At 36.5% G+C, this 23998-nt stretch carries 14 protein-coding genes and 4 pseudogenes; 8 read left to right on the top strand and 10 right to left on the bottom strand.

Features of this window, described 5'->3' with window-relative positions; genetic code table 11:
* Both DPG01_RS15710 and DPG01_RS15705 read right to left on the bottom strand, forming a co-directional pair.
* Positions 1–170: pseudogene (locus tag DPG01_RS15710) on the bottom strand (IS3 family transposase); the annotation flags it as partial.
* A gap of 864 nt (positions 171–1034) precedes the next feature.
* A complete protein-coding gene (locus DPG01_RS15705) occupies positions 1035–2207 on the bottom strand; it encodes a replication initiation protein (RefSeq protein ID WP_004637173.1) in 1173 nt (390 codons plus the stop codon).
* Between the two features lie 911 nt (positions 2208–3118).
* Here DPG01_RS15705 and DPG01_RS15700 point away from each other — a divergent pair.
* The 4 genes and pseudogenes from DPG01_RS15700 to DPG01_RS15685 all read left to right on the top strand — a co-directional run bounded on the left by DPG01_RS15700 (position 3119) and on the right by DPG01_RS15685 (position 7157).
* Positions 3119–3895, top strand: coding sequence for a ParA family protein (locus tag DPG01_RS15700; protein ID WP_058952656.1), 777 nt, complete (start codon positions 3119–3121; stop codon positions 3893–3895).
* A gap of 18 nt (positions 3896–3913) precedes the next feature.
* Positions 3914–4813, top strand: a complete 900-nt coding sequence (locus DPG01_RS15695; RefSeq protein ID WP_110975735.1) for a ParB/RepB/Spo0J family partition protein — start codon at positions 3914–3916, stop codon at positions 4811–4813.
* A gap of 148 nt (positions 4814–4961) precedes the next feature.
* A pseudogene (locus DPG01_RS15690) lies at positions 4962–6154 on the top strand (alkaline phosphatase); the annotation flags it as partial.
* Positions 6155–6206: 52 nt separating this feature from the next.
* Entirely contained in the window at positions 6207–7157 is a 951-nt protein-coding gene (locus DPG01_RS15685) for an IS481 family transposase (RefSeq protein ID WP_110975734.1), read from the top strand.
* Between the two features lie 66 nt (positions 7158–7223).
* Here the strand turns inward: DPG01_RS15685 and DPG01_RS15680 are convergent.
* Positions 7224–7880, bottom strand: a pseudogene (locus DPG01_RS15680) (IS5 family transposase); the annotation flags it as partial.
* A gap of 1006 nt (positions 7881–8886) precedes the next feature.
* Positions 8887–10107: pseudogene (locus tag DPG01_RS15670) on the bottom strand (type II toxin-antitoxin system HipA family toxin).
* A gap of 714 nt (positions 10108–10821) precedes the next feature.
* Here DPG01_RS15670 and DPG01_RS15665 point away from each other — a divergent pair.
* From DPG01_RS15665 to DPG01_RS15655, 3 genes are read left to right on the top strand one after another with little or no spacing between them, the layout of a single operon-like run.
* Positions 10822–11286, top strand: coding sequence for a hypothetical protein (locus DPG01_RS15665; RefSeq protein WP_101598960.1), 465 nt, complete (start codon positions 10822–10824; stop codon positions 11284–11286).
* A gap of 12 nt (positions 11287–11298) precedes the next feature.
* Positions 11299–13680: a hypothetical protein gene (locus DPG01_RS15660; RefSeq protein WP_110975732.1), complete on the top strand. Its 2382-nt coding sequence runs from the start codon at positions 11299–11301 to the stop codon at positions 13678–13680.
* Between the two features lie 4 nt (positions 13681–13684).
* Positions 13685–16885 (top strand): site-specific integrase, encoded by a 3201-nt coding sequence (locus tag DPG01_RS15655; protein ID WP_078390085.1) that lies wholly within the window; start codon positions 13685–13687, stop codon positions 16883–16885.
* Between the two features lie 236 nt (positions 16886–17121).
* On the opposite strand, the gene DPG01_RS15650 is transcribed toward DPG01_RS15655, so the two are convergent.
* The 6 genes from DPG01_RS15650 to DPG01_RS15625 form a co-directional block, all read right to left on the bottom strand.
* Positions 17122–17340: a hypothetical protein gene (locus DPG01_RS15650; RefSeq protein WP_110975731.1), complete on the bottom strand. Its 219-nt coding sequence runs from the start codon at positions 17338–17340 to the stop codon at positions 17122–17124.
* Between the two features lie 4 nt (positions 17341–17344).
* Positions 17345–18640: a Y-family DNA polymerase gene (locus DPG01_RS15645; RefSeq protein ID WP_110975730.1), complete on the bottom strand. Its 1296-nt coding sequence runs from the start codon at positions 18638–18640 to the stop codon at positions 17345–17347.
* Between the two features lie 14 nt (positions 18641–18654).
* Positions 18655–19281, bottom strand: coding sequence for a LexA family protein (locus DPG01_RS15640; RefSeq protein ID WP_034700347.1), 627 nt, complete (start codon positions 19279–19281; stop codon positions 18655–18657).
* A 111-nt stretch (positions 19282–19392) separates the two neighbouring features.
* Entirely contained in the window at positions 19393–20034 is a 642-nt protein-coding gene (locus tag DPG01_RS15635; RefSeq protein WP_110975729.1) for an SOS response-associated peptidase, read from the bottom strand.
* 246 nt (positions 20035–20280) lie between these two features.
* The gene (locus DPG01_RS15630) at positions 20281–21387 is read right to left on the bottom strand and encodes an ImmA/IrrE family metallo-endopeptidase (protein WP_000482094.1); all 1107 of its coding nucleotides are present in this window, start codon (positions 21385–21387) and stop codon (positions 20281–20283) included.
* Between the two features lie 12 nt (positions 21388–21399).
* Positions 21400–22110 (bottom strand): hypothetical protein, encoded by a 711-nt coding sequence (locus tag DPG01_RS15625; RefSeq protein WP_001052588.1) that lies wholly within the window; start codon positions 22108–22110, stop codon positions 21400–21402.
* Between the two features lie 857 nt (positions 22111–22967).
* On the opposite strand from DPG01_RS15625, the gene DPG01_RS15615 reads away from it, so the two are divergent.
* Positions 22968–23681: a phosphoribosyltransferase gene (locus DPG01_RS15615; RefSeq protein WP_001986287.1), complete on the top strand. Its 714-nt coding sequence runs from the start codon at positions 22968–22970 to the stop codon at positions 23679–23681.
* Positions 23682–23998: the final 317 nt, after the last annotated feature.

The raw sequence follows: 23998 nt of genomic DNA, 5'->3' as shown, positions 1-23998 counted from the left end.
AGCTGATCTAAATGCTTTTGATGCCAGGCACGAAGTGTTTCAGGAGTACAACCGATCTTAGGCGCAATTGCTGTGATCGCAGCCCAAGTAGAAGGATAATCTTTTTCAGATTCAATCAATAATTGAACAGCTCTTTCTCTGATTTCAGGGGTATATTTTAATTTTGTCATCGGGATAGTCTCTCAGAATATTGACTCTCCGACAAACCCGGTACGGTTCACTTTATTATCTTAGAACTCTCTAATGATAATAAGTTTTTTAAACAGTAGAATGGCTATCTAAACGTTGAGCATAAATTTGCTGATGTCTTGGATGCTGAAGATCTATCAACCTCTGTGCCAGAAAGAAAATCTCAAACCTGAAATCATGAGAAATGTAGTAGACAAGGATAAGTTCCCTCAGCAGTTGCCACATAAGGTAGAATAGAAAAAGGTTACCGACCTTTAATGTCAAGGTGAATATGAAAACGTATTCACCAATCTGATGATGAAGGCTAGGCAGGCAATCGAGAAGTTCTACACAGATGGTAGTTTATAGCTATCCTGCCTGATAATAATTTATTGATACAACTCCCCAAGAAGAATCAGGAAAAGCTCTAGACCTTTAGGAAGAAACGGTAGAATCTGGATTCTCCAAGAATCCCCCACAACATCTCATTTCTCTGCTCATAGCTCATTTGATAGCAACTTCACTATGGATGATCAATTAAGCTATTCACATCGAATTGAGTGTCAGTGAAATGGTTTTGGTTGGTGATTTTCTCATTTCTAAACCTGAGACCATCGGACTATCATGCAAAATGGACCACATACGGTCCATAAAAATTTAGAAGCAAAGTTCATTATAGGTATAGAAAAACCCCATAAACCAAAGGTTTATGGGGTTTAATAACTAGTGGGCCCAGACAGACTTGAACTGTCGACCAACGGATTATGAGTTCATAGGTCTATTAATTAGCTATCAAAATATAACCTAAACTGATATCAAGCTTATTTTACACATTATCGTAAACAGTGTAGCAAGTTGCTACACTGTCATATAACTTCTTTTCCAAATATTTCATTCAATCGTTTTCTATTTTCTTTTACAAAATTTGGATTATTTTTCAATTTATATTTCATTTCTTTCTTAAATTCACTCATTGAACTGCCAGCTACAGCAAAATCCATTTGGAACATAATATCATTAACTATCACATTTGCTTGAGATTCAGTTAAGCACCCTTCTGTCTTAAACCACTTACTAAACTGTTTATAATTTGGGTCGTTCGCATAGATGTACCAAGACCTTACGGTCATATCGAACTTCGCACCTAATTCTTTAACAAGCGCATTATCATCAAAATTGACATCTAAATAGATTTGAGTCTTATCATTAGTATTAGATACAACAACTTCCGTGGCATGCCTATTAAGAATTTTAAATCGAACTCCGACAATAGGTCGACCTTTCTTGATGGTATCGTATTCTAATTGAAGACTAGTCCTTTCATTAATTTCTTCAATAATTTTGTCTAAAACGTATCGTCTAAAATCAACCCAACGATCGTATTTTTTCTCCCCAATATCAATTAATGCTTTGATATTCTCAAGTGAAAGTTCAACCTCATAAGAATCTTGATTAGCATACTTAAATTCATTTTTGATAAAGTATGAATACAAACTCATACTGGTGACAGAGTCCAAAGCAAATAAATCTTTCAATTGATAGGTTGTAAAATTTCCATTTGCTAAACGAGTAAAATATGGAAGTACTTCACTGGTGAAACGTATCTGCAAAGCATTTTTAGCATCATCTTCCCAACGGAGTTCACGAATAATTGGTACTACTGAGTGTACTTTTTTAACTTTACGCTTATTATCATCCACGGACTCTTCAATTACAAAATGGGCTACTCGTGATGATAATTCTTTATAAATACGATCAATAGCAACATTAATGGAATTCTTTTTATCTAATCCTAATAGTTCGCCTAAATCATCTTTATGCAAATAAATATAAGTTTGCTCTGTAATTTCACGATCTTGATTATTCTTCTCACCATAATTCGCAACAGCCATCGCATAAAGTAGAGCTTTATACTCATTAGATGATAATTCAATTGGTCTAATCAGACGGTTACTAGTGCTGACTACTCCATTATGTCGAATATTACCAATACAATAAGGTAGATGTTCTAATTCTTCTGGTTCGTTGTGATTGCTCATAAGTGGAAAGATTAAAATATTTTCTACATGTTATACACAAAAGTGGAAGAAGATGCAAACCGCTCACTATTTTCTCTTCCTTACATTAAATTAACTCAGTTTATGCCCATCAAACACCTTAAGAGTGGAAGAAGTGTCACTATTAAAGTGCAATTTTGATACTATTTAGTCTTATGGTGGAATTAATATAAAATTAAACACTTTTAAGTGACAATTCTTCCACCTTTGATAATTCATCCGTGTCGCTAAAGCAATCAATTTGAAAATAGGAATAGCCTACAGCACCACTAAAGTGGAATTAATCAACACACATTCCACTGTTAAAGTGACAAGCCTTCCACCATTCCGATATTCTTGACTATTAAACATCATGTTATCCATTAAATTTTATACAAATAGTTTATCCACAGAATAAAAAACAACTAATGACAAGTCTTCCACCTTTATTTCAATAAAAACAAACTTATCAACACCACAAGCAGTTGACTTGTATTGTTTTAAATTAAAAAAACCACATTAAAATAAATCACAATGACAAGTCTTCCACCATAGTGACAAACCTTCCACTTATCGGTGACAGACCTTCCACTCATTAGTGACAAACTTTCCACTTATCGGTGACAGGCCTTCCACTTATCAATGACAGGCCTTCCACTTATTAGTGACACGCTTTCCACTTTAAAAACCTTATCTAGTTGTTTTTAAAGAAGTAAAATTTGTCTAATTATAATTAACTAATTAACTAATTAATACTAATTAAAATTAGCTAGCTATATTTTTAAAAAAAGTTAAGAAATGTTTTTCCCACATCTTTTGAATTCAAAAGATAAAAATATGACAAAGGAACTGTAGCAAGTTGCTACAAATATCTTTATATTAAATGAAATCAAAGTAAATTCCTTAAGACAAATATGTCAACTAAAATTATTGCTGTAGCTAATCATAAAGGTGGTTGCGGGAAAACAACTACTGTAGTACATCTTGCTTCAGAACTTGCTGAATTAGGAAATAAGGTCTTAGTAATTGATCTGGATCCACAAGCAAATGCAAGTTTACATATAGGATTAAGACACCCTAGCGAAGTTGAAACTACATCAGCGGAATTACTCATTGGTGATATAAGTCTATTATCGGAAGCATTAGAAGAAGAAACAAAGTTTAAAAATGTTTCCTTAATATATGGCTCATTAACTCTTGGTAAAACTGAAGATCAATTGAAAGATGATGCACCAAGACCAACCGAGGAACTTTCAAATAAATTGAAAATTCTAGAAGGATTATATGACTACATTCTTATTGATTGCCCTCCGAGTTTAAAATTATTAACCAGCAATGCTTTAGCCGCTTCGACACATGTTATTGTTCCAATCGAATCTGGTTCACAATACGGTCTCTATGGTGTTACTGATTTAATTAATCATTTAAGTAAAATTAGAAGAGTTAACCCTGAATTAGAACTCTTAGGTGCTTTATTAATTAAACATGATGAGCGTCAGAATGTATGTAAATTAATAAAAAATGAAGCATTTAATCAAGTTGGAGAATTATTGCATACCACAATTCCGATGAGCACTAAAGTTAATCAAGCTGCAATTTTGCAACAACCTTTATTATCTGTTGATAAAAACTCAAAAGTTCGAAAAGCTTTTGAAACTTTAGCACAAGAAATTGTTCAGCGTGTCAAATAATATAATTCTGGAAATACTATGGTAAGTAATAAAGAGATATTGGCTAAACGTCTTCAGCAAAATACTCAAAAGCATCAACATGCCCAAAAAGAGCATATTAATGATGTCAAAGAGCTAAGACGTAATGTACAAATTACAGATATTCAGGCTAGCCCTAACCAGCCTCGAAAACTCTTTAATCAACAAGATATTGAAGATTTAGCAGCATCAATTGAGGAAATTGGGCTATTACAACCAATTGCAGTTCGTAGAATAAATGATAAATATGAGTTGATTGCTGGTGAAAGACGATTGAAAGCCCACCAATTTCTCAATAAGAACACCATTGAAGTAATCATTATTGATGCATCGGATGAAGAAGTTGCTTTATTAACATTAGCTGAAAATTTAAAGCGAGAAGATCTGACAGATTATGAAATATATGTTGGATTAAATTCTTTGGATGAAAAATTAAAAAAAAATAAGCAGAAGTTAGCAAAGTCATTAGGTATGAATCGTGAAGATATGTATAAATATTTATCTTTTGAAAAATTACCTGGAGAGTTGATTGAAGATTTGGAAAAACAGCCCTCATTATTAGCAAGGACCGCTGCTACAGCAGTGAAAAAGTTTCTATCAGATCATGATGAAAACAATGAAAATGCTAAAGAAGCATTATTCGAAGCATGGTCAAAATTGCTTAAAAAAGAAGTTGAACAGACAAAACTCGCATCACTAGCTGAAAAAATCTTTAAGTCAAGAGAAACGAAAGAAGTAATTCAAACTTCAATTGTACATAAAATTGAATATGATGGGAAAGTTGCTGGTAATATCAAATTTGACCATAATACATTAAAGGTATCTTTAAAAATCGGACAATTTGATGATCAAAATTTACAAGAATTAGAAGCTTTCCTAAGACGAATGTTAGAAAAATAAAGTAAAAAAATAGTGTAGCAATTTGCTACACTATTTTTTGCAATTAGGAAAATCTATATAAGTAGTCATAATAACATTTCCATAAATTTGTCATGTAAATTGAATATTTAAAGCGTATTTTTCGACCATCTTAAGATGAGTCGATGCAATGCTTTGGCATAAGAAAAATTAAATAAAAAAAATTAATAAGTTTGGCATGCTGTAGTTTGGGCACAGTTATTTTGACGGGCTGTCAAAGTCCTACTTTAGTTCAATCAACTTCTACTTCAGTACAACCATCAAAACAGCCTTAACGTGTGGTTTTTTTCTTGGGAGATGGAATGGGTATCACGACACTAACAGCTGCACGAATTTATGCTGTTGGTGAAGATGGCCAACTGCCGATAGATCAACTGCCAGTGTCAGCATTTGTTCGTACTTTCTCAAAAGATGCACAGGTTAGAGATAGCGCACCATCGATGGGTGCCTATATGACAGGTGTAAAAATGAAAAATGAATTGATATCCATGGAGACTGGAACAATTGCAGTAGAACTAAATCAGGCCGGAAATCATCAATGTGGAACCAATCCTCAGAATCAGAATAAGCAAGACACCCAAACTTTACTCGAATTGGCCAAAGCACGAGGTTGGGGTACCGGGGTAGTCACAACAACTCGCATTACGCATGCTACACCAGCATCGACTTATGTCCATATTTGTCATCGTGATGCTGAAAATGACATAGCATCCCCATTAGTACCAAGTTCGCAAGGTGATATTTATCAGTGTTATAACGTCAAATTAAAAGACGGGGTTGATGTGATTCTAGGCGGGGGTAAGCGTCAATTTCTGCAAAAAGATCAAGGGGGAGAACGGATAGACCAACGTAATTTGATCGCAGAAATGCAACAAGCAGGCTATCGAATGGTCTATGATCAAACTCAACTCTCCCCGATGAAGTTAGGAATGAACGAAAAATTATTGGGTTTGTTTAATACTAGCCATTTAAGTTATGACTTAAATCGAACCAAAAAAACTTGCCTGAAGCTAGCTTAAAGCAAATGACGTTGGCCGCTTTGGACATTCTAACCTAAAATAAAAATGGTTTTTTCCTGATGGTTGAAGGTGGGCGTATATACCATGCTTTACATGACACTAATGCTAAGCGTGCATTACAGGATACGATTGCCCTAAATGAGGTTTTGGATGCAACCATTAAAAAACTTCAACAAAGTGACCCTGAATTAAAAATACCTTGATTGTGATAACTGCAGATCATGATCACACTCTAATTTTAAATGGCTATGCCAAGCGTACCGGAAAATATGTACAAGGTCAGGAAACCAGTGTACTAGGTGTTTAGTCCCAGATTTTAATGGTGCAATATTCTCAGATAAATGGAAGGAAGCACTATGGGACAAGTTCTACACAGCAGCGCCACAACGACACAGGCAGTGCGTCGAGCAATACAAAATAGTCAAGAGAGCTTAAGAACGCTAGCCAAGCGTTACGGCATCAATCAAAAGACCGTCGCAAAATGGAAGAAACGTACTTCAGTAGATGATCTTACAACCGGCCCAAAGAATCCTCGCTCAAGCGTGTTATCGCCTGAAGATGAGGCGGCAATTGTTGCTTTTCGAAAACGCACTTTGTTGCCGCTAGACGATTGCCTTTATGCATTGCAGCCGAGTATTCCTTATCTGACACGCTCGTCGTTACACCGCTGCTTGCAGCGGCATGGTATTTCACGACTGCCTGAGGTACAAGGTGATCGCCCTGTCAGGAAGCGCTTCAAGAGCTACCCCATTGGTTACTTTCATATCGACATCGCTGAGATGCAAACAGCACAGGGTAAGCTTTATCTCTTCGTTGCCATTGATCGCACTTCCAAGTTTGCGTTCACTGAATTGCATACTAAAGCCAGTAAGATGGCAGCCGCGGAGTTCATGCGCAATCTGGTTAAGGCTGTGCCCTATAGAACCCATACGGTGCTAACAGATAACGGCATCCAGTTCACGAACCGCACCTGTGATCGCTACGCCTCTGAGCACATCTTTGATCGGGTTTGTACTGAATGTGGCATTGAACATCGTCTTACCAAGGTTAAGCATCCATGGACCAATGGACAGGTCGAGAGGATGAACCGAACGATTAAAGAAGCTACTGTCAAACGGTTCCATTACGACGATCACACTCAGCTATGCATTCACCTTGCTGATTTTATTGCTGCATACAACTTCGGCCGCAGACTCAAAACACTCAGGGGCCTGACTCCCTACGAATTCATCTGCAAACAGTGGACAGATGAACCTGAACTTTTTAAGATTGATCCGATCCATCAAATGCCGGGACTAAACAACTAGGTTTGGTTAAAAACGGCTTTGTTGCACAAATATTTAAAAAATAAAATCTCCCATACCTACTCATATTTAAGTGACAACTTGGGTATGAGGGCGACCTAATTCTTTGAATTTATTTAAGACAGCTACGCGTGCATGAATCTCATTCACTTGACTATCAACATTCCTTGAGCAGAGTTTATCGACTAATAATTTAATGCAATGCATCTTGGTTTCAACCAGACTTTGCCGATGATAGCCTGACCATTTTTTCCAGATTGTCCTGCCCAAACATTTAACCGTTCGAAGGAGTTCATTTCGCTCTCGTGAATGAGCTTTTATATCTTTCCAGGGCTTTGCATTTTTTCTAGGTGGAATCACTGCATAAGCTTGCCGATCTGCAATGACCTGACGGCATCGTTTTGTGTCATAAGCACCATCTGTATAGACAGAATCGATTTGTTCATCTAAAGGGATTTGAGCAAGTAAATCTTCCACTACCTGTGAATCACTGACATTATTTGCTGTAAGTTATACAGCACGTATTTGAAGGGTTTTAGCATCGCTACCAATATGAAGCTTACGCCATTGGCGGCTATATTCAGGTCCATGTTTCTTAAGCTTCCATTCACCTTCACCTAAAAACTTTAGGCCAGTAGAGTCTACGAGTAGACGGAGACCTCCACTACTTTTTTGATAGCCAATTGCAATATCGATATGCCTTTGTCTTCTGCACAGTGTGGAGTACGAATATCAGTGTGCCGCAGCAAGCGGCGTAAGAGATGAGGGTATGGCCCCTCGCTATCGGCTTGCAGGAGCAGGTAGCAAACCACCATAAGCGGCTTGGATCAAAAGTCCCGGTCGTGAGCGTTATGGAAAAGGCGTTGTAAAGGCGTCAGGTAAGAATTAGGAAGGCGAACACCAGTGAACTGCCGTTCAAGTGTCGAAAGTACTCAAATGACATCAAAACCGGGGATGGATGTTGCCCCGCGATCAGTTTGGCCGTTACCTGCTTACGGGCCATTCGGTGTCCGGCGTAGAGGCAGCGCGATCCTAATTCAGGCTTTTACGTTGAACTGCGGGAACCTTCGGTGGCGATGTCAAGCGAAAGGTACAAGCTCAAAAGGCAAGGCCGATAATAGCAATGCGTCACCAAGGGGCGGAGCAGCTCGTAGTAGTGTTGAAGTTACTGTAATAACACTAAATATAAAAAAAATGGAAGAATAATTCACTAAGTTATTGTTTTTAATTTGATGCTTGTTTTATATGGGGATGATAATAACTTCTGATTACTAGTTTTTACCTTAAATATACCGATTGAAAGATTCATTTAAAGGCTATGAATACATGAGTTTTACAGTTTGGCTAGGTCAGCATGAGTACTTTTCGCAAGATTTAAGATCGACCATGAACGTGATTAAGTTATAGAGGATTGATGAAATAGTTTTTATGAATTTCTGGCTTTCTGGGCTGATTTTATCAAATTCATGTCTATGCAAAATTGCGACATATTTCTCGTGTTGGTAGTTATCCAGAGTTTGGTCTGCATCTATCCATAGTGCAGCCCTTTTTTTGGTGACAGTTTTTTCTTAGTGATTTTCGATCTGGATGTAGTGATTTCACGTTTGCAGAACATATCTTGGTGGTGATCCATCTAATATTCGTGATTATAAAGCGAGCTAATTCACAGGTTCTACAGATTATGTAGCGACTAACTATAAGTTGATGGTTGGCGCTTAGTTTATATTTACGCTTAGGTTTCAGTTAAAAAAATCAATATTTTGTTGAATTCGTGATTGAATCATCTCTAGGGTAGATTCTCAAATTTGATGGGGATACAGGCGCTGCGCAATTTGACTAAATTGAAGTGCAATTTCACGCATGGCCAAGATGATCTCATCGACTTCTAGAGTAGTCAGATTCGCTTCTGAAGTACCGAGTTTATGTATGTCATTTTGGGAAATATTGAGCGCTTCTCCCATAATGTCCATTTGATGATAATCACCTGGACCTTCACAGAAGGTCACATCATAGGCTGGAGCCAATTTCCATTGACCATTTTTTGCCATGAGAAAAGAAAAGTTCTTGGTATGGTCATCCCGATTATTGAAAAGTACATTAAACACAGCACGTTTAAAGGCATGCAGTCTTTGTCGCACATCTTGCGTACACATCAAGGTTTCCCGAAGAAAACTGCGATAGTCTAGGCTACCTGGAACTTTATAGTCTGCTCCAGTATATGCAGCCAAACTCTGCATTGGAATCCGCATGCCATTTTGACGGTCGAATCGTTTAGAAGCAAAAGCCATTAAACCATTGGGCAAATTAAAAAATGGTTGTCTGGAGTCTCGATTGCACAAAGTCGCAAACAATCTGCATAGACGGCTTCAATGGCGCAGACTTCAGGGTGCTCGTGCTGAGCAGGAAACTTAATCAGCCAGGCTTCATGTTGATTAGAAGCTTGAGTCGAAAACTCTAAATTGACAGGATCTCGATAAACCAATGCTTTGGGTCTGGCACCTTGGGGGGAGTCCCCCATGACCAGCAAATGTTGTAAAAATTCGCTACCTTCTCCTTTGAGGACTTCTTGGACCTCCTGTGCCAATTGCGGCAGGGGGATATTTTCTGAAGTTTGTATCTCTGCGACACAGGGTTCAAAGGAGAGGGCACCGATTACATGGGTGCTAATATAAGTTAGGCATTCCAAAGGGCCGATTCGTGCTGGATTCAGTCCAATTTTTCGAAAATATCGATCCATCAACAACATGTCCTAACCATCTGGTAAAGCGTCATAGACTGGACCTGGGAGTCCCATTTGATGAGTAGGAAAACCCTGTCTGAATGGTAGACCTTTTAAAGGGAGTAAGTAAGAAGAGAGCTCAACACCTCGCTGTATTGCTTCTGGGCTATATTCAAAAGCAATGTTGGGTCTACCATTGTTAGCGGCAGTTGAACTAATCAGCGTTCCCCCCAGCCAAGTTTCACCCCAACCGTTGTAATAACACTAAATATAAAAAAAATGGAAGAATAATTTATTAAATTATTGTTTTTATGTGGCTGTTAGTGATGTTATGAATAATAATAAATTTTTTCTTAAGAAATTTTACCTAAAAAAATTGATCAGATAATTTTCTTTAAATGTCATGTATACATAAATTTGACAGTTTGAAGGGATCGGTATGTGCATTTTTCACAAGGTTAAAGATCGACCATAAATGTGATAAACGGCAGGGGATCATTGAAAAATGAATGGATTTAAAAACTACATGTATGCACGGAAAAAAGTATCGCTGCGGTTCTGCTGACAGGCTGTATTGAGCATTGAATGCAAATGATGTAGTAATTGTCTACATGCTATAAGACTAGCATGATGAAGAATGAAATGTAGTTGCCAATATCTAACTTGGATTGAAAAGCATAGCGTTGTTATTCGGAGAAGTGAGGTGAGCCATCCTTCTCTTATACTTAAAATGATACTTATTCAACTGATCTCGACTCATGGGCTGGTTCCAATTAGATGGGTAATAACAGAAAACTAAAAAAAATTGGAAGAATTCTTAAAATTTAGACCGCCCTAGATAAGTAAAACGTATGTATTTGTTGAGAATTGTAATTTTGAGAAAATTTAGTTGATAGATTAAATGTCTTTTCATATAAAAAGATATGCTCATTTTTTATATCGATAAAAATGTTAAAATTTGACTATTTAGTAAAAAATATTGAGATTTTTATAGGGCAATTTATCATGCCCTTTTGCTTTGACCGACCAAATGTTCTGCTTGAGATAGTAAAAATTAACTCAGAACTACTAAAAATCAAAAAGATTAAACAGAGTCAGAAAGTAGTAGTACAGGCAAAGTTCAAAGTAATCTACGTCAAAATTTGGCAAAAAATCTTGCTATTGATGCAAAGGGAGCCAGGATTACGTGTGCATTCTAATTATGTTGCAATCTTACAGCTGATACATAATCTTGATGATTTTATCGAAAAATCACAGCAACACTTGTGCTTTGACAGAAAAGCTCAGAAAGAGCTAGATGCTAAATTTTTTGCTAGATTTTTTAAGCTAACAAAAAGTTCAATCAAAGATCAACTTTTACCAAATTGTTCAGATCGTAATGAATTTAACCAATGCAATTTGATAAAAAATTAAGCGAAAGCGAATATGCCAAAGATTGAAACAGAAGAGCAATTCTTAGAATTAGCAGAAAAATTTAAACAAGATTATTGTCTATTACATGATGATGTTGTGAATAAACAATTTGTCGATCTATCAGATGATTTACGTGAAAAAGCCCACGCTCTATATAAAGAAGCGCAACAGATATATGGCTATATATCTAGCTCTAGACAATTAGGTAAATATTATTTTCTAGCTTCTTTAAGTTATTTTGCATGTCCAGATACTAGTAATACACAAGAGCTGTCATCGCAACGTTATTTGATTCTGCAAGCGAGTTTTTTAACATATCGGCAGTATCAAGAATTTGCAAAAATTGATAAAGCTGAGAATAAGCAAAAACATGTTTGTGACCTATTACGCTATGTCTCACGATATGTGCTGGATTCTAATAATGCTGAATTATTTCATGAATGTAGTAAGCTGCTAAATTGTTATGTCACGTACGAACGTAATTTGAAAAAAGAGGATCGTAATCAACTTTTTAATATTAAAGATTTCAAACAAGTACAAGTCATAGAGTATTTATCGGCTCTATTAATAATTTTTAAAAGACTAGATGATCGTCGTGTTGTTCATCGTCAGCGTAAGTCAAAAAAAAGCAAAGTTTTGAAATGGCCAACTAAAAATGAACTCAAAAAATTTCGTGAAATAAAATCAGGTAAGCATGAAGATATCGGACATAACGCAAAGATCAGTTTTTATGATGCCTCTCTTCACAAAGATGAAGATGGTGAAATTGAGTTATTGGACACTGAAATAGAATTATACTCTGAAGATGAAAAAACTAAAAATTTTAATCATTTAATTAGTGATTATGCTGCGTATTACACGCGGCATCGCCAACGCCGTCATGCGCCATTTATTACAAATCCACATTATTTGGCGCCAGATATACTGAAGCAAATTGTTTATGTGCTAAGAGATGAATTATCAGGACGACCGAGGAATGCGGCGATCGCTGCTGCCTGTTTACTGTCTTTATTGACGGGATTATCACCCGTTGCACTGATGGATTTTAATGACCTTATTCAGGAGGGTACGTTGATTCAAAATGGTTCAAGTAGACGTCGCGAATATTTACTCAAATTAAATCTTAATATTACAGAGCAGAAGATTAAGAGCTTAAATGATGAGCGATGGAATGAAATGATGACACATCAACTACATTTACCTTCTGCTTGGTTTGACTATATAGAACAAGCATCGAATCCACTAATTTCTTCAACACACATTAATACCAGACTTAAGAATTGGCTTGATAATCGGTTTGTAGGTTCGATTACTGTTGAAAAACTGCAGGCTCAATTATATTTTCATATATATTATGAAACATATAATGAATATCTAGCTCATGTAATTGCTGGGCGGGATAGTCAGCATCACATGCCTGGTATCTATTATGGAGGGCTACCGAAAGCTCAACTCAGCAGCACATATCTAGCCTTTGTAGAAACAGCACTTACACCACATTCCTCGCAATTTACTGAAGAACTCAAAATATTGCGACAACAATTCAAAGTGCAATCTGCATTATCTATAGGAAGGATAGGGAGCCAACTGGCACTTGAACCCAGTTTTGTGAAAGAGCAATTTGCTTTTTTACATAAACATTGCCAAGAAAATATTCAAAAAGATCAACATATCATTAATCAATTGAATGCATACGCGTGTTGGATGTGGCATGTTAGCTTGTTGAGTTTGGCAAGTCGGCCTAAAAAAAATCTGTTGGGGAATTTGGATGATTATTGTGTTGAGCTTAAGCTTTTATATGTAAACGATAAAAGAAATAGTAAAGCAAGAAAAGATGGTCGTTTTATCCCATTATCTGATTTTTTCATAAAAACACTGCAAAATTACACAGTCTTTTTAGAACAAATTATTGAAGCGTACGGTTCGTTTTTTAGACAAGTCTTTGCAAAGAAAATTACTGTAAATGATCTTTTTGGCAACGTCATTGGTAGTAAAGATATCTTGCCGATAACTGTCAAAGAGTGGCAGAGCAGAAAAATTAAGTTAATCCCTTTATCTCGAAATTGGGTAAATTTATATATGGAAGGAATCTTTCCAAAGAATATGTATTCGAATTGGTTACGTCATTTTGATATGAATTTTTTGATGTATACAGAAGAAAAAAAAGAAGAAAAAAAAGAAGAAAAAAAAGAAGAAAAAAAAGAAGAAAAAAAAGAAGAAAAAACTGCTTTAGCATTCCATTTAATACAGGCCCTTTATGGTCATGACCAACGTGACCGAGAGGCTTTTCATCCGCATTCTTCACTTATTCCGAATGTCTATGTACAGCAAGCCCGCCAGCAATTGCAAGATAATGTCAAATTTTTATCGATTAAACACTTAGAGCGAAAATAGTTGTATGCAAAAAATCAAAGAACTAATAAAACCGCAACTAGATGATCTATTTGTTGATATTCATAGATTGGTGAAAAAGTCGCTAGATAGACAGCCTTCTTCACCTGAAGTATTGACGAAAGACATGCAGCAAAAACTTGATCAGCAGATCGCTGAAAAATGGCATGACATTAAAGATAGTGTTGATTGTTTGAGTCAAAAGTTGAGCCGAGACGAACAATCAAAACTGATGCAATTTACTGAAGATGAATTTAATAAAAGAAGGAGGCAATTCAACCAGAATGTAGATAAAAAATCATACAGAATTAAGCTAAATCCACATACGAAACGGATAGTACTGCCTAGAAAAATTGAGAGTACAGAGTCACGATTAGAACAGGGGCATCTACATATTTTGGTAGTCAAGGAATTAAGGCAGTATTGGCAAGATTCATTTGAATATTGGGATGAACCGAAGTACTTATGGGGAAATTTATGCTTAAGTTTTATATATATTTCAGGCTGTGCAGATGAACAGCATTTGATTACTATTCAGAAACAATTGCAGGATGCCATTGAGCTTGGTAAAAATTTGAATTGTTTTCGGTTATACCATTCTGATTATCAAAAGATTACTAATCCATTGTTACTACATTATCGTGTTGAAAACTCTCAATATGGCAACGATGTAGAAAAGGGAAAGTTGTACCAATGGAAACATGTTTTTTTTAACCCATATGCGCAGTTCATTTTACAATATTTAAAAAAGTTGAAAGCCACTCAGAAAGAATTTCGTCTGCAACATTCAGTTGAAGATTGTATTTTAGAAAGCTTGAGTAAGATAGGCAGGAAAAAAAGTCTTGGGGATCTGCAATATCAAATTAAACGCCGTGGATTTCGTGCATTTAATGATGTGCAAATGGTACTCGAATTTAATCCAAACCTTAGCCTAGATATATTTTTGAGTAATGTGCTTCAGCAAGAGATTAATACTGTCGCTTTAAGGCCATCCGAATTTAGATTGCTGTGGAATAATGATTACAATCAAGTCACAGAACAAGAGAATCGCCCTATTCATTTTGAACAAGAGCAGTTACATCCGGAAGTTCCGACTGCACAAAGCAAATTACAAAAGATTCCGTATGAGTTAATGTTGTTTGATCAAAAGAAACGTAAAGGTCAAAAAGTTGAGCGTTTAGATAAAAAGAGGAATAAAGAAGAACGCACGCTACGTTTTTGGCAAGAAACCAGAAGGGTGTTAGAGGAGAAGATAGTTGATGCTAATACGGAGGAAAAGTCTTTAATTGATGCTCAACTACGCTTAATTGAATGGTTAATGCATTTAAAAAAACGAGGGCTTCAATTATCAACTATTGAAAGCTACTTAGGATCGTTTGGTAAAGAATTTATATTTGAGATTTGGCTCAATAAATTAGATTTAAAGCAACAATCCATTGATGATTATGAAGATTTATATCGACAGTTGTTGAAATATAGCAGTGAACGAGATGCACAAGCAACTCAACGTGAAGCTGTTAAAGGAAAAACCTCTCGTAAGATGCACCAAACAGCAGAATACCGTTTTGGTCGCCTAAAAGATTTTCATCAATTTTGTATAGAGAATTTTGATGCACCAGAGGTATTGGTGTTACAGAATTCAAGTTTTAAGCATTTACAAATTTGCAATGCACGCCTAGTAAGCCCTTTGTTATTTGGCAAGCTATTGGAAAAACTAGAACATTTAAGTCAAGAGCCAACGGCATCAGAGTGGGTCGATCATCTGAGTTGTTTAAAGCTGATGTATTTACTGAGTTATAGAACTGGACTCCGATTAAATGAAGTTCGTTGTCTTAAAATACAAGATATTATTTGCCCAGAGTTACTTTATAAAGAAAAAGAAAATACAGCTTTTAATAATATCACGCTTCATATTCAGAACAATTCATATCGCCGTCTGAAAACGCGAAGTGCGAATCGTCAAATACCATTGAAAATTGCATTGTCAGAACATGAGTTTTTAGTAGTACAACGTTACATACAACATCGTTATGAGCAATATTTGGTTAATCAGCAGGATGATCTACTTTTTAGTGTGAATCATCGTGTATTAACTGATCAATGTATCAGCAAAATTACAGTAGATTTGTTTAGTCAAATATTAGGTATGCATCATGGCTTTAGTTTTCATACATTACGCCACAGTGCTGCTAACTATCTAGCAATAACTTTGCTCGGTTCAAAAGAAATGATCAAGACCTACACAGATTTTCCTTGGGTAAAAGCAAAAAAGATGAGGGATTTATTGTTTGGTATGAAAGCACGTGCTCAAGAAGAGATTATTCAACATAAATGGCAGGTGCTCGCCTCTTGGATGGGGCATAGCAGTATTGAGCAAACGGCTTCAAATTACCTTCATGTTTTGGATTTATTAGCAGTCGATCGAATTTATAATTCGCCGTGTATCATTTCAAAAAAAGTATTAGAACAGTGTTTTAGTCCAGTGAAGTCAAGTACAGACTACATAAACCTAAATCGTTATACTCAGCAGCAGAAATGGTTTCATTCTTATCAGCAAACACAGCCAGTTACGATGGCTGGCCGACAAGAAAAGAAGTTTAGTATAGAGAAGAGTACTCTGACACCTTTTCAACGTTTGATAAGTTTTAGAGAAGGTCGTTTAAGCGAAGATACTCAAGCTCAAGAATGGATGCAACGATGTCAATGGATGAGCACTAAATGGATGGATCGCCAAAAATTTAATTTAAAAACGAATTATGTTTATAGTAAGAATTTAGAAGAGAGTTGGTTTGATGAACTTTACGAAAAGGCTAAAAAACTGACTCGTCCAGATGAAATAATTCCTCTCCTTGATTTTCATTATAAAGATGATAGGCAGCAAGATGCACTGAAAGAAAAGAACATGGTTAAGGCGCTTAAAATATTATTATTATTTGGAAAACTGCGTAAGAATTTTCTGCATTTTCAATGCCGAATAAAAGGTGATGAGCAACAAATTGTTAATTTTATTACTGGTATAGAGCCAATGTTAGGAGATCATCTGTATTTAGAAAAACAAAACTACCCAGTTAATTTGGATGCTCCTGAGCGAACCGTTAAATTTAGTTTTCAAAGAGTTGTTGGTTCTAACAAAAAAAATGTTACTCCGCTGGTTATATTTAATTTAATGTTAAAAATGATGCAAGAAGATAAACTTTGGATTAAATAGCCTAAGCATCTTAAAGAGGGAAATTTAAAAACTTTAGCATCACAGTTTCGTCACTGAATTTTAGACAATAGTGTAAATTGGTAAATCGCTGAGCTAAAGTCTTGTAGTCCAAACTCGATATGACAGTTACCCATTTTATAATGTGTCTGTCAGGTTAAATTTGAACTAAATTATTCTCAGCCCAAATCCGCTTCCAATCAAATCATGATTCAAGTGGCGTGTGGCCACTGCTGAATCTAATTCACAGTACCTAAAACAGGTATCAACTTCGGTCCAGCCATTCTCGCTTTGCTAATGATCTCCACCAGTTCAGCATAACTCAGTTCAAACTTATCCTCACTATCAAAAACATAAACCATGTTCTTGCCTTCATATTCAGCTGGAGTAGGTGGTACAAAACGTTTCGGGATAAGAAGCTGTGCGAGTTGTTCATCATTTAATTTAAATAAGTGCATGTTTTTATCCTATTCTTGGTAAGTCTGACCATTTGGTTAAATACGATGGTGATCTAAGGTTTTGATTCATGTGCCATGAGGCTTCTTGATTGTTGGCAATTCCCAATGTGACGAGATTCTTCCCAAACCGTACACTGATGGCTTCGATGGCATCTGAAAGTTTTTCGCGTTCATGCCTATGTGAATAGTCCGTGAATAGATCGGGTACAAATTTGGATTTATCCGTAATTTCGAGCAGCACGATTCCCGCCTTTTTGTACTTAAAACCCTTCTTAAATATCTGATCGATACCCTTCATTGCTGCCTTGGTGATGAGTAATAAGTCGTCTGTATGCTCATGCATCTGAACCACGATATATGGCGAGTAGCGCTCGGACTTATCAAAGCGACTGGTTTGGATATAGACCCCAATCATTTTGCAGATTGAGCCATCTTCCCGCATTCGCTTTACGGCTCGAGCAACATAAAGCCGGACAGATGCTTTGATGTCATCCATTTCATACACTGGGTTGCCATATGAACGACTGCTGATGATTTGTTTCTTCGCTACAGCATCATCACTGAGGTCAATACAAGAGAGGCCCTGTAGCTCAAGCACCGTCTTTTCCATCACGATACTGAACTGCTTTTTGATTTCTTTAGGATTGGCATTGATCAGATCTAGAACGGATTGAACACCCATGGCATTGAGCTTCTTACAGTTCTGCCTGCCAACGCCCCAAACTTCGGATACATCTACTTGTGCGAGTAGCGTTTCTGTAGAGCATGGGTCCATATGGGCCAGATTACAGACTCCATTGAAAAACTTGTTTTTCTTGGCGAGATGATTGGCAATCTTGGCTTCAGTTTTAGAGCGACCGATTCCAATGCAGCAGGGTAGTCCTAACCAACGCCAAGCTTTAGCCCTCATATCTTGCGCATATTCAGTCAGGTCAAATAGATGCTCATAAGCTGTGAGCTTTAGGAAACATTCATCAATGGAATAGACCTCTTGGTCTCCTGGTGCAACATAGTCCCCAAGCAGCTCCATAAAGCGCTTGGACATTTCGCCATATAAGGAGAAATTACTGGATAGCACCTGAATGTCATGTTGCTTGATCAGGTCCTGAATTTGGAATACAGGAACACCCATCTTGATGCCGAGATCTTTCGCTTCCTGACTTCTGGCCACGGCACAGCCGTCATTGTTACTGAGCACAATAGTAGGGCGATCATTCAAGGCGGGATTAAACACACGTTCACACGAGACGTAGCAATTATTCACGTCGACTAACGCGAATATTTCATTTTCACTTTGCATGGTTATTCTTCTTTTTATGAGCGGTGATAAATACGTTTTAAATTAAAAGTCACCACACCCCAGATTGAGATGGTCTGACTGTCATCAGGAATGATGTGATTATAATTAGGATTTTCAGCCTTCAACCAAAGTTCTGGAAGCGGATAATCCTCATCTCCAAATATCTCTTTGATTTCAGACTTGGACATCTTATTGGTGATCATCAGCCGCTTAATTGTCGAGGCATTGTTATCAATCAGGGCAACAACAATATCGTAATGCTTGGCTTCAATACTGCGATCAATAATGATTGGATCATTAATCTCTAGGCCAGCATCAAGCATGGATTCACTGTCTACATAAGCAATGAACGTAGAAATAGGGTTGTGAATCAGGAACTCATTCAGATCGAGCGCTTTGTCTTGCTCATCCTTGGTGCTGAAGGCTGGACCTGCAGGGATGCGCTCTAAAGAGACGGGAATGGATACTTTAGATTTGGGTAGAACTGAAGTAAGCCCTAACTGCGCAACCAGTTCATTTTGAACAGCGATTTGTTCAAGCACGGTATTGATGGTAGGGCTTGGCTTACCCTCTGGACCCATGAGCTCTTGTAAAGATGACCATGCGTCGTCAGAGAAGTAGATAGGCAACTTCTTAGACATGTGATACTCCTACGCTACGAGGCGTGTTTGGAAGTAGAATTTGTCTAAATAGGATATTACTAACAACGTTTGAAAATCAAATTTAAAAAGTTGTGGATAAACAAGGATGCGTCAGAATAAGACGTTTTGTTTCTGCTCATCGCGTGGAAAAGTGATGAATTCATCGGGCATTTGAAAAAAATATTCATGCGCGTGTTCATGATCTGCAGTCAGCCAGTCTTTTCTGTACTGCTCTGGAATAACGATGATGGAGCGTTTTTCATCCTTCGGTGCATGGAATTGCTTCATGAAGGGGTGATGATCCGAATTGATGGTCAACATTGAAAAGGAACGTACCTTATTGCCATTAATCACTGCATCATCATAGATCCCTGCAACAGTAAAAGGCTGATCATCTTTACGCTTGATGGTGTACCAGTGTGGCTTGCCATTGATGTATTTCGGCTCATAAAATTCTTGTACTGGGACTAGGCAGAACTTGCTGTACTTCCAAGCATGTCGAAAGCTAGGCTTATCTGCTACAGACTCAGTTCTGGCGTTATAAGTATGACTGCTGAACTTCAATTCTTTCGCCCAGCTCGGTAGTAATCCAAACTTTGCAATATCAAGCTCTAAGTGATCTGAGCCGTTCAGAATGATTGGAGCATGATAGGAAGGGAATACATGATCCTTAAGCTCAAGATCAAACTGGCTTGTATCGACACCTAAGAGTGTCAAATTTCTTTTATTTGGAAATAGGTAATTTGAGCACATAGCCTGATCACATAACTAAAGAATTTATCTGAAATTGTATACGATGCTTTATGGAACACATGGGATTTATGGTGTCAGTTCAAGTAGGTTATATGAAAAAAGTCATGATGGGGCAAGTTACATTTTCAGTTAAAGTATGACTTATGGGATGCAAAACTACGTTGGGCGTGAAGTCATAAAAAAATTAATCAGGATTTTGCATAAATAGTGCGCCGTAAGGCGCATTATTTTTAAGGAAGGTTTGTATTACTCGACAATATATAACTTATGTTTTTTCTTCGGGGGCTCAACTTTAGCTAAAGCATCAAATGTTAATTGATTAAAATCTTCTTCAGAGATTCCAATTTCATCAAGCATTTTATTTTTATCAAAAGATGGTTGTGAGGCTAAAACAGAGATAATTTTGGGCAACATCAAACTCTCATCTCGATGAGTTTCTTCAGGTTCATTAATGTTGTAGCCCAACGAATTGATCTTTATAGAGTTACTACGATTAACCCAATCACTAACTAATCCCAGCTTGTGAGCTTTATAGTTAATAGCCTTCAGGGATGTTCGCCAAATCTTTTTATACTCAATCATATTTTCTAGTGAAAAATAGCGTGGAGCAGTAGAAAGAAATGCATCTGTTGGCATTAAAAATTCAGATGAAAATTGATCCGCTTCAGTTTCGAGAACACGATTATCTTTCTCGACACGAATTTTTTTGTTATGCGTATGCATAACGATATGACCAAGTTCGTGTGCACAATCGAAGCGGGCTCTTTCGGCAGACTTAAATGTATTTAGAAATATGAAAGGGCTACCACTTTCATCATCAAAAAAAGATAGTGCATCAATTTCTCGAATTTCAGTCGGTAATCTAAAGACACGGATTCCCTTTAGCTCACACAACGAAACAATGTTATTAATAGGTTGATTACCTAAAGCCCATAAACCTCTCAACTCTGACGCTAGGTGATCGGCATACTTAGATTCACCCAAAAACTCAGTAATATCTAAATCAGGACGGTGAAAAGTAGGTAACTTTACTTTCTGATTTAAGTACTTGTTAATATTTATTGCTAAAAGAGTATATGCCTCATTAGCTTTTCTATGCTGTGCTTTAATACGAGCAACCGATCTATAGAAGATTTGGTCTGTTTCATGTGGTTGTGTGTCATTACCTGCAAAGAATGACTTGGGTAAATTTAATACACGGCATATATCATCTTGATCATTTTCATTGATTTCTTTATCCACGTCTAAAAGTTGCTTTACCTTAGAGATAGAGCAACTCAATTTTTCTGCGAAATCGGTATTGCTAAGTCCTCGTAATTCTTTAGCAATACGTAAACGATCTTTATTAAACACATTAACCTCAGATTAAACTACAAGCTGAATATCAAAATCATCTGGTTTAATTTCATTAGATGGTTCCAATACTGGCTTAGGATCAGTTTTTACAGGAACTGTATTATCTATTTCAAATGCAATTCTGCAAGTATGGTCACTTGGTAAAATTGAAATTTTTTTCGCTTTTAAGTCCTGTACGAAGCTAGTTGGGTATGCAAATTCAAAAGGAATATTTGGGATATCAATGTCTTTATAGGCTGGATGTGATGCTGAAGGAAAGTATAAAATCCATGTTCTCAATTTTGTCTCATCATCATAAGCAGACTGATTCTCCTTAATATTATTTAATGTCATTAATCCTTTTTCACAGTGTGCTGATACAACTTGATCAGCTAACCCCAATGCAATATTCCCGCTCATAAAGATAATTTGTATTTTCTTTACTGTATTCTCAATTCTTGGCTGGCTGTCATTGTGGAATATCCAAGCAGGATCAGATTGTCGAAGCAGTAAAGCAATCTGTTCTCCAATTTTTCCCCATCGTGCAATAAAGCGTGCACGGTTATAGTGAGTATTTGTTCTATAGTCAGCATCACCGATCATAATTGCGTTTCTGACTAACTCGAGATCAGGTAATCCTAACTGTTTAGCTTTTTTGATAGCATTTTCACCTTTGAAAAAATCACATGGCGTGGGTTCAGAAGGTTGGATTGATTCTTCATCAAGGAGATTTAAATTCATCTTAAAAGTTATCCTAAAGTAGCGAATGTCTTTTTTATAACATCTTTTGATGTTTTAAAAAAGACATTTTTATAAATGTGTGCTATCTTCACTTACAACTTGATAATAAGAATTTTGGAGAAGAGACGTTGAGTAACTTATTCATTAATCATAAAAATTGTCCTGAATGCGGTGGCCGTATCAAAGGCTATTATTACTACTGTGGGCAGTGTGGTAGTCAAAATGTTGTAAACTGGAAGCACACGGGGATATTTTTGTTGATTGCTGGAAAGATTTTTCTGGTTGCTATGCTTTTTTTGCTAAAAAATTTTGTTCAAATCCATTTTTTTCACAAGTTTCATTGTGCTAATTTTTTAAATAATTCATAGAGGTTGATAGTAAAATGAAAGTTAAAGATTTAATTAAATAATTAGAAGAGTTTGATCTGGAATTAGATGTTTTAATTGCTAATGAAGAGAACAAAATCATTGGCATAAAAACCCTAGCCCGATTCTTTGAAATAAGCTATGTTTCTTTTGTTCATCCAGAGACACAAAGAAATGATATGGAAAGAAATGTTGAATTTACCTTTTTAGGAATGTCGACTAAAGACTCTAGAGTTATTGTTTTTATTGACGTTGTTCCATAATTTTCAAGTAGTCAAAATGAGTATACAATATTCATGTGATGCAAGAAGATACAACTGGATAGGATGGGCCCATAAGTATTTGAAGCTGCCTCGTGTATGATCATGGGGACTGTCCAAACAAACGGCTTTTGAGAGTGCTGCCTGATACGAAAAATAATATCCAAGAGATGCTAGCGGTAAATTTAGTGTAAAATTTAATGCTAGCCATCATTAAAACTTATTTAAAAATATGAAGTTATATCGCACAGATTGGAATATGTTTCCTAAAACGGTTATTGACCGTGGTCTTGGAGATGCAACCTCTCATTACATGTATGAAGCTGCTAAAGCAGGGGATGTTGAAAGTGCGTATATTTTAGCTAAAGATTTAGTTTCGGATGAGGCGATTGCTGAACTAGAAAGAATTATCGATGGTCGGGAAACTATTATAGTACCTGTACATGCTGAGGAAGCAGTCGGTCGTAATATGATTCCTTTAGCTACTTCAGCAGTTATAGCAAAGAAACTTGGGCTTGAAGTTGATACGAATATAGTTCAAGCTATAAAAGTATCAAGAACTGGCGGTGATGGGTGGCATAGATTGGCCAACCCACCAGCATTTGATGGGACAATAAACAATGATAAATGTGTTATTATTGTTGATGATACCCAGACCCAAGGTGGTACTTTTGCAGCATTAAAAGGTCATATTGAAACAACTGGGACGAATAAAGTTATTGGAGCATATGCACTGACGGGTAAACAATACTCATCACAATTAGCTCTAAGTAAAGAAACTCTTCAGCAATTGAGGGATGTATATGGTAATCTTGAAGCATGGTGGAAATCGATTTACGGGTACGATTTCGAAAGGCTCACAGAGTGGGAAGCAAAGTATATCCTCAACTCTCGTAAAACAGCTGACGAAGTCCGAGATAGAATCATTGCGTCAAAACAAACGTGATGCTTATGCACTTATGATGAAAATGAATTAATTATTATTTAATTAAGTTAAAAGACTGCTATATAGCGGTCTTTTTTGTTTTTGAGCTCTACAAATTTTAATGAGTACATATAGTTACTTTTATAAAAATGATAATAAAGGGTAGAGGAGGTCATCTAAGAATTTAAAGCACAAGACTTATTTAACATTGATGACAGAAAAAGTGAGTTGTTGGGAACTTAAAGAAGAGGTGGTACTTATAATGGTTACTAAAATACAAATACTTAAAATATTAAATATATAAAACAATATATTACAAATATATATGATGCGTAGTG

The sequence above is a fragment of the Acinetobacter sp. WCHAc060042 genome, assembly GCF_003231195.1.
GTDB lineage: Bacteria > Pseudomonadota > Gammaproteobacteria > Pseudomonadales > Moraxellaceae > Acinetobacter.
Note: the sequence above shows the minus strand (reverse complement) of the source record. Positions and strands in the feature narration are given on the sequence as shown.

What these genes read in the sequence shown, in the direction of transcription:
- DPG01_RS15650 (WP_110975731.1), bottom strand. Translation starts at nt 17,340, where the DNA reads ATGCACTTATTTAAATTAAATGATGAACAACTCGCACAGCTTCTTATC.
- DPG01_RS15695 (WP_110975735.1), top strand. Translation starts at nt 3,914, where the DNA reads ATGGTAAGTAATAAAGAGATATTGGCTAAACGTCTTCAGCAAAATACT.
- DPG01_RS15685 (WP_110975734.1), top strand. Translation starts at nt 6,207, where the DNA reads ATGGGACAAGTTCTACACAGCAGCGCCACAACGACACAGGCAGTGCGT.
- DPG01_RS15655 (WP_078390085.1), top strand. Translation starts at nt 13,685, where the DNA reads ATGCAAAAAATCAAAGAACTAATAAAACCGCAACTAGATGATCTATTT.
- DPG01_RS15635 (WP_110975729.1), bottom strand. Translation starts at nt 20,034, where the DNA reads ATGTGCTCAAATTACCTATTTCCAAATAAAAGAAATTTGACACTCTTA.
- DPG01_RS15660 (WP_110975732.1), top strand. Translation starts at nt 11,299, where the DNA reads ATGCCAAAGATTGAAACAGAAGAGCAATTCTTAGAATTAGCAGAAAAA.
- DPG01_RS15700 (WP_058952656.1), top strand. Translation starts at nt 3,119, where the DNA reads ATGTCAACTAAAATTATTGCTGTAGCTAATCATAAAGGTGGTTGCGGG.
- DPG01_RS15625 (WP_001052588.1), bottom strand. Translation starts at nt 22,110, where the DNA reads ATGAATTTAAATCTCCTTGATGAAGAATCAATCCAACCTTCTGAACCC.
- DPG01_RS15640 (WP_034700347.1), bottom strand. Translation starts at nt 19,281, where the DNA reads ATGTCTAAGAAGTTGCCTATCTACTTCTCTGACGACGCATGGTCATCT.
- DPG01_RS15705 (WP_004637173.1), bottom strand. Translation starts at nt 2,207, where the DNA reads ATGAGCAATCACAACGAACCAGAAGAATTAGAACATCTACCTTATTGT.
- DPG01_RS15665 (WP_101598960.1), top strand. Translation starts at nt 10,822, where the DNA reads ATGTTAAAATTTGACTATTTAGTAAAAAATATTGAGATTTTTATAGGG.
- DPG01_RS15615 (WP_001986287.1), top strand. Translation starts at nt 22,968, where the DNA reads ATGAAGTTATATCGCACAGATTGGAATATGTTTCCTAAAACGGTTATT.
- DPG01_RS15645 (WP_110975730.1), bottom strand. Translation starts at nt 18,640, where the DNA reads ATGCAAAGTGAAAATGAAATATTCGCGTTAGTCGACGTGAATAATTGC.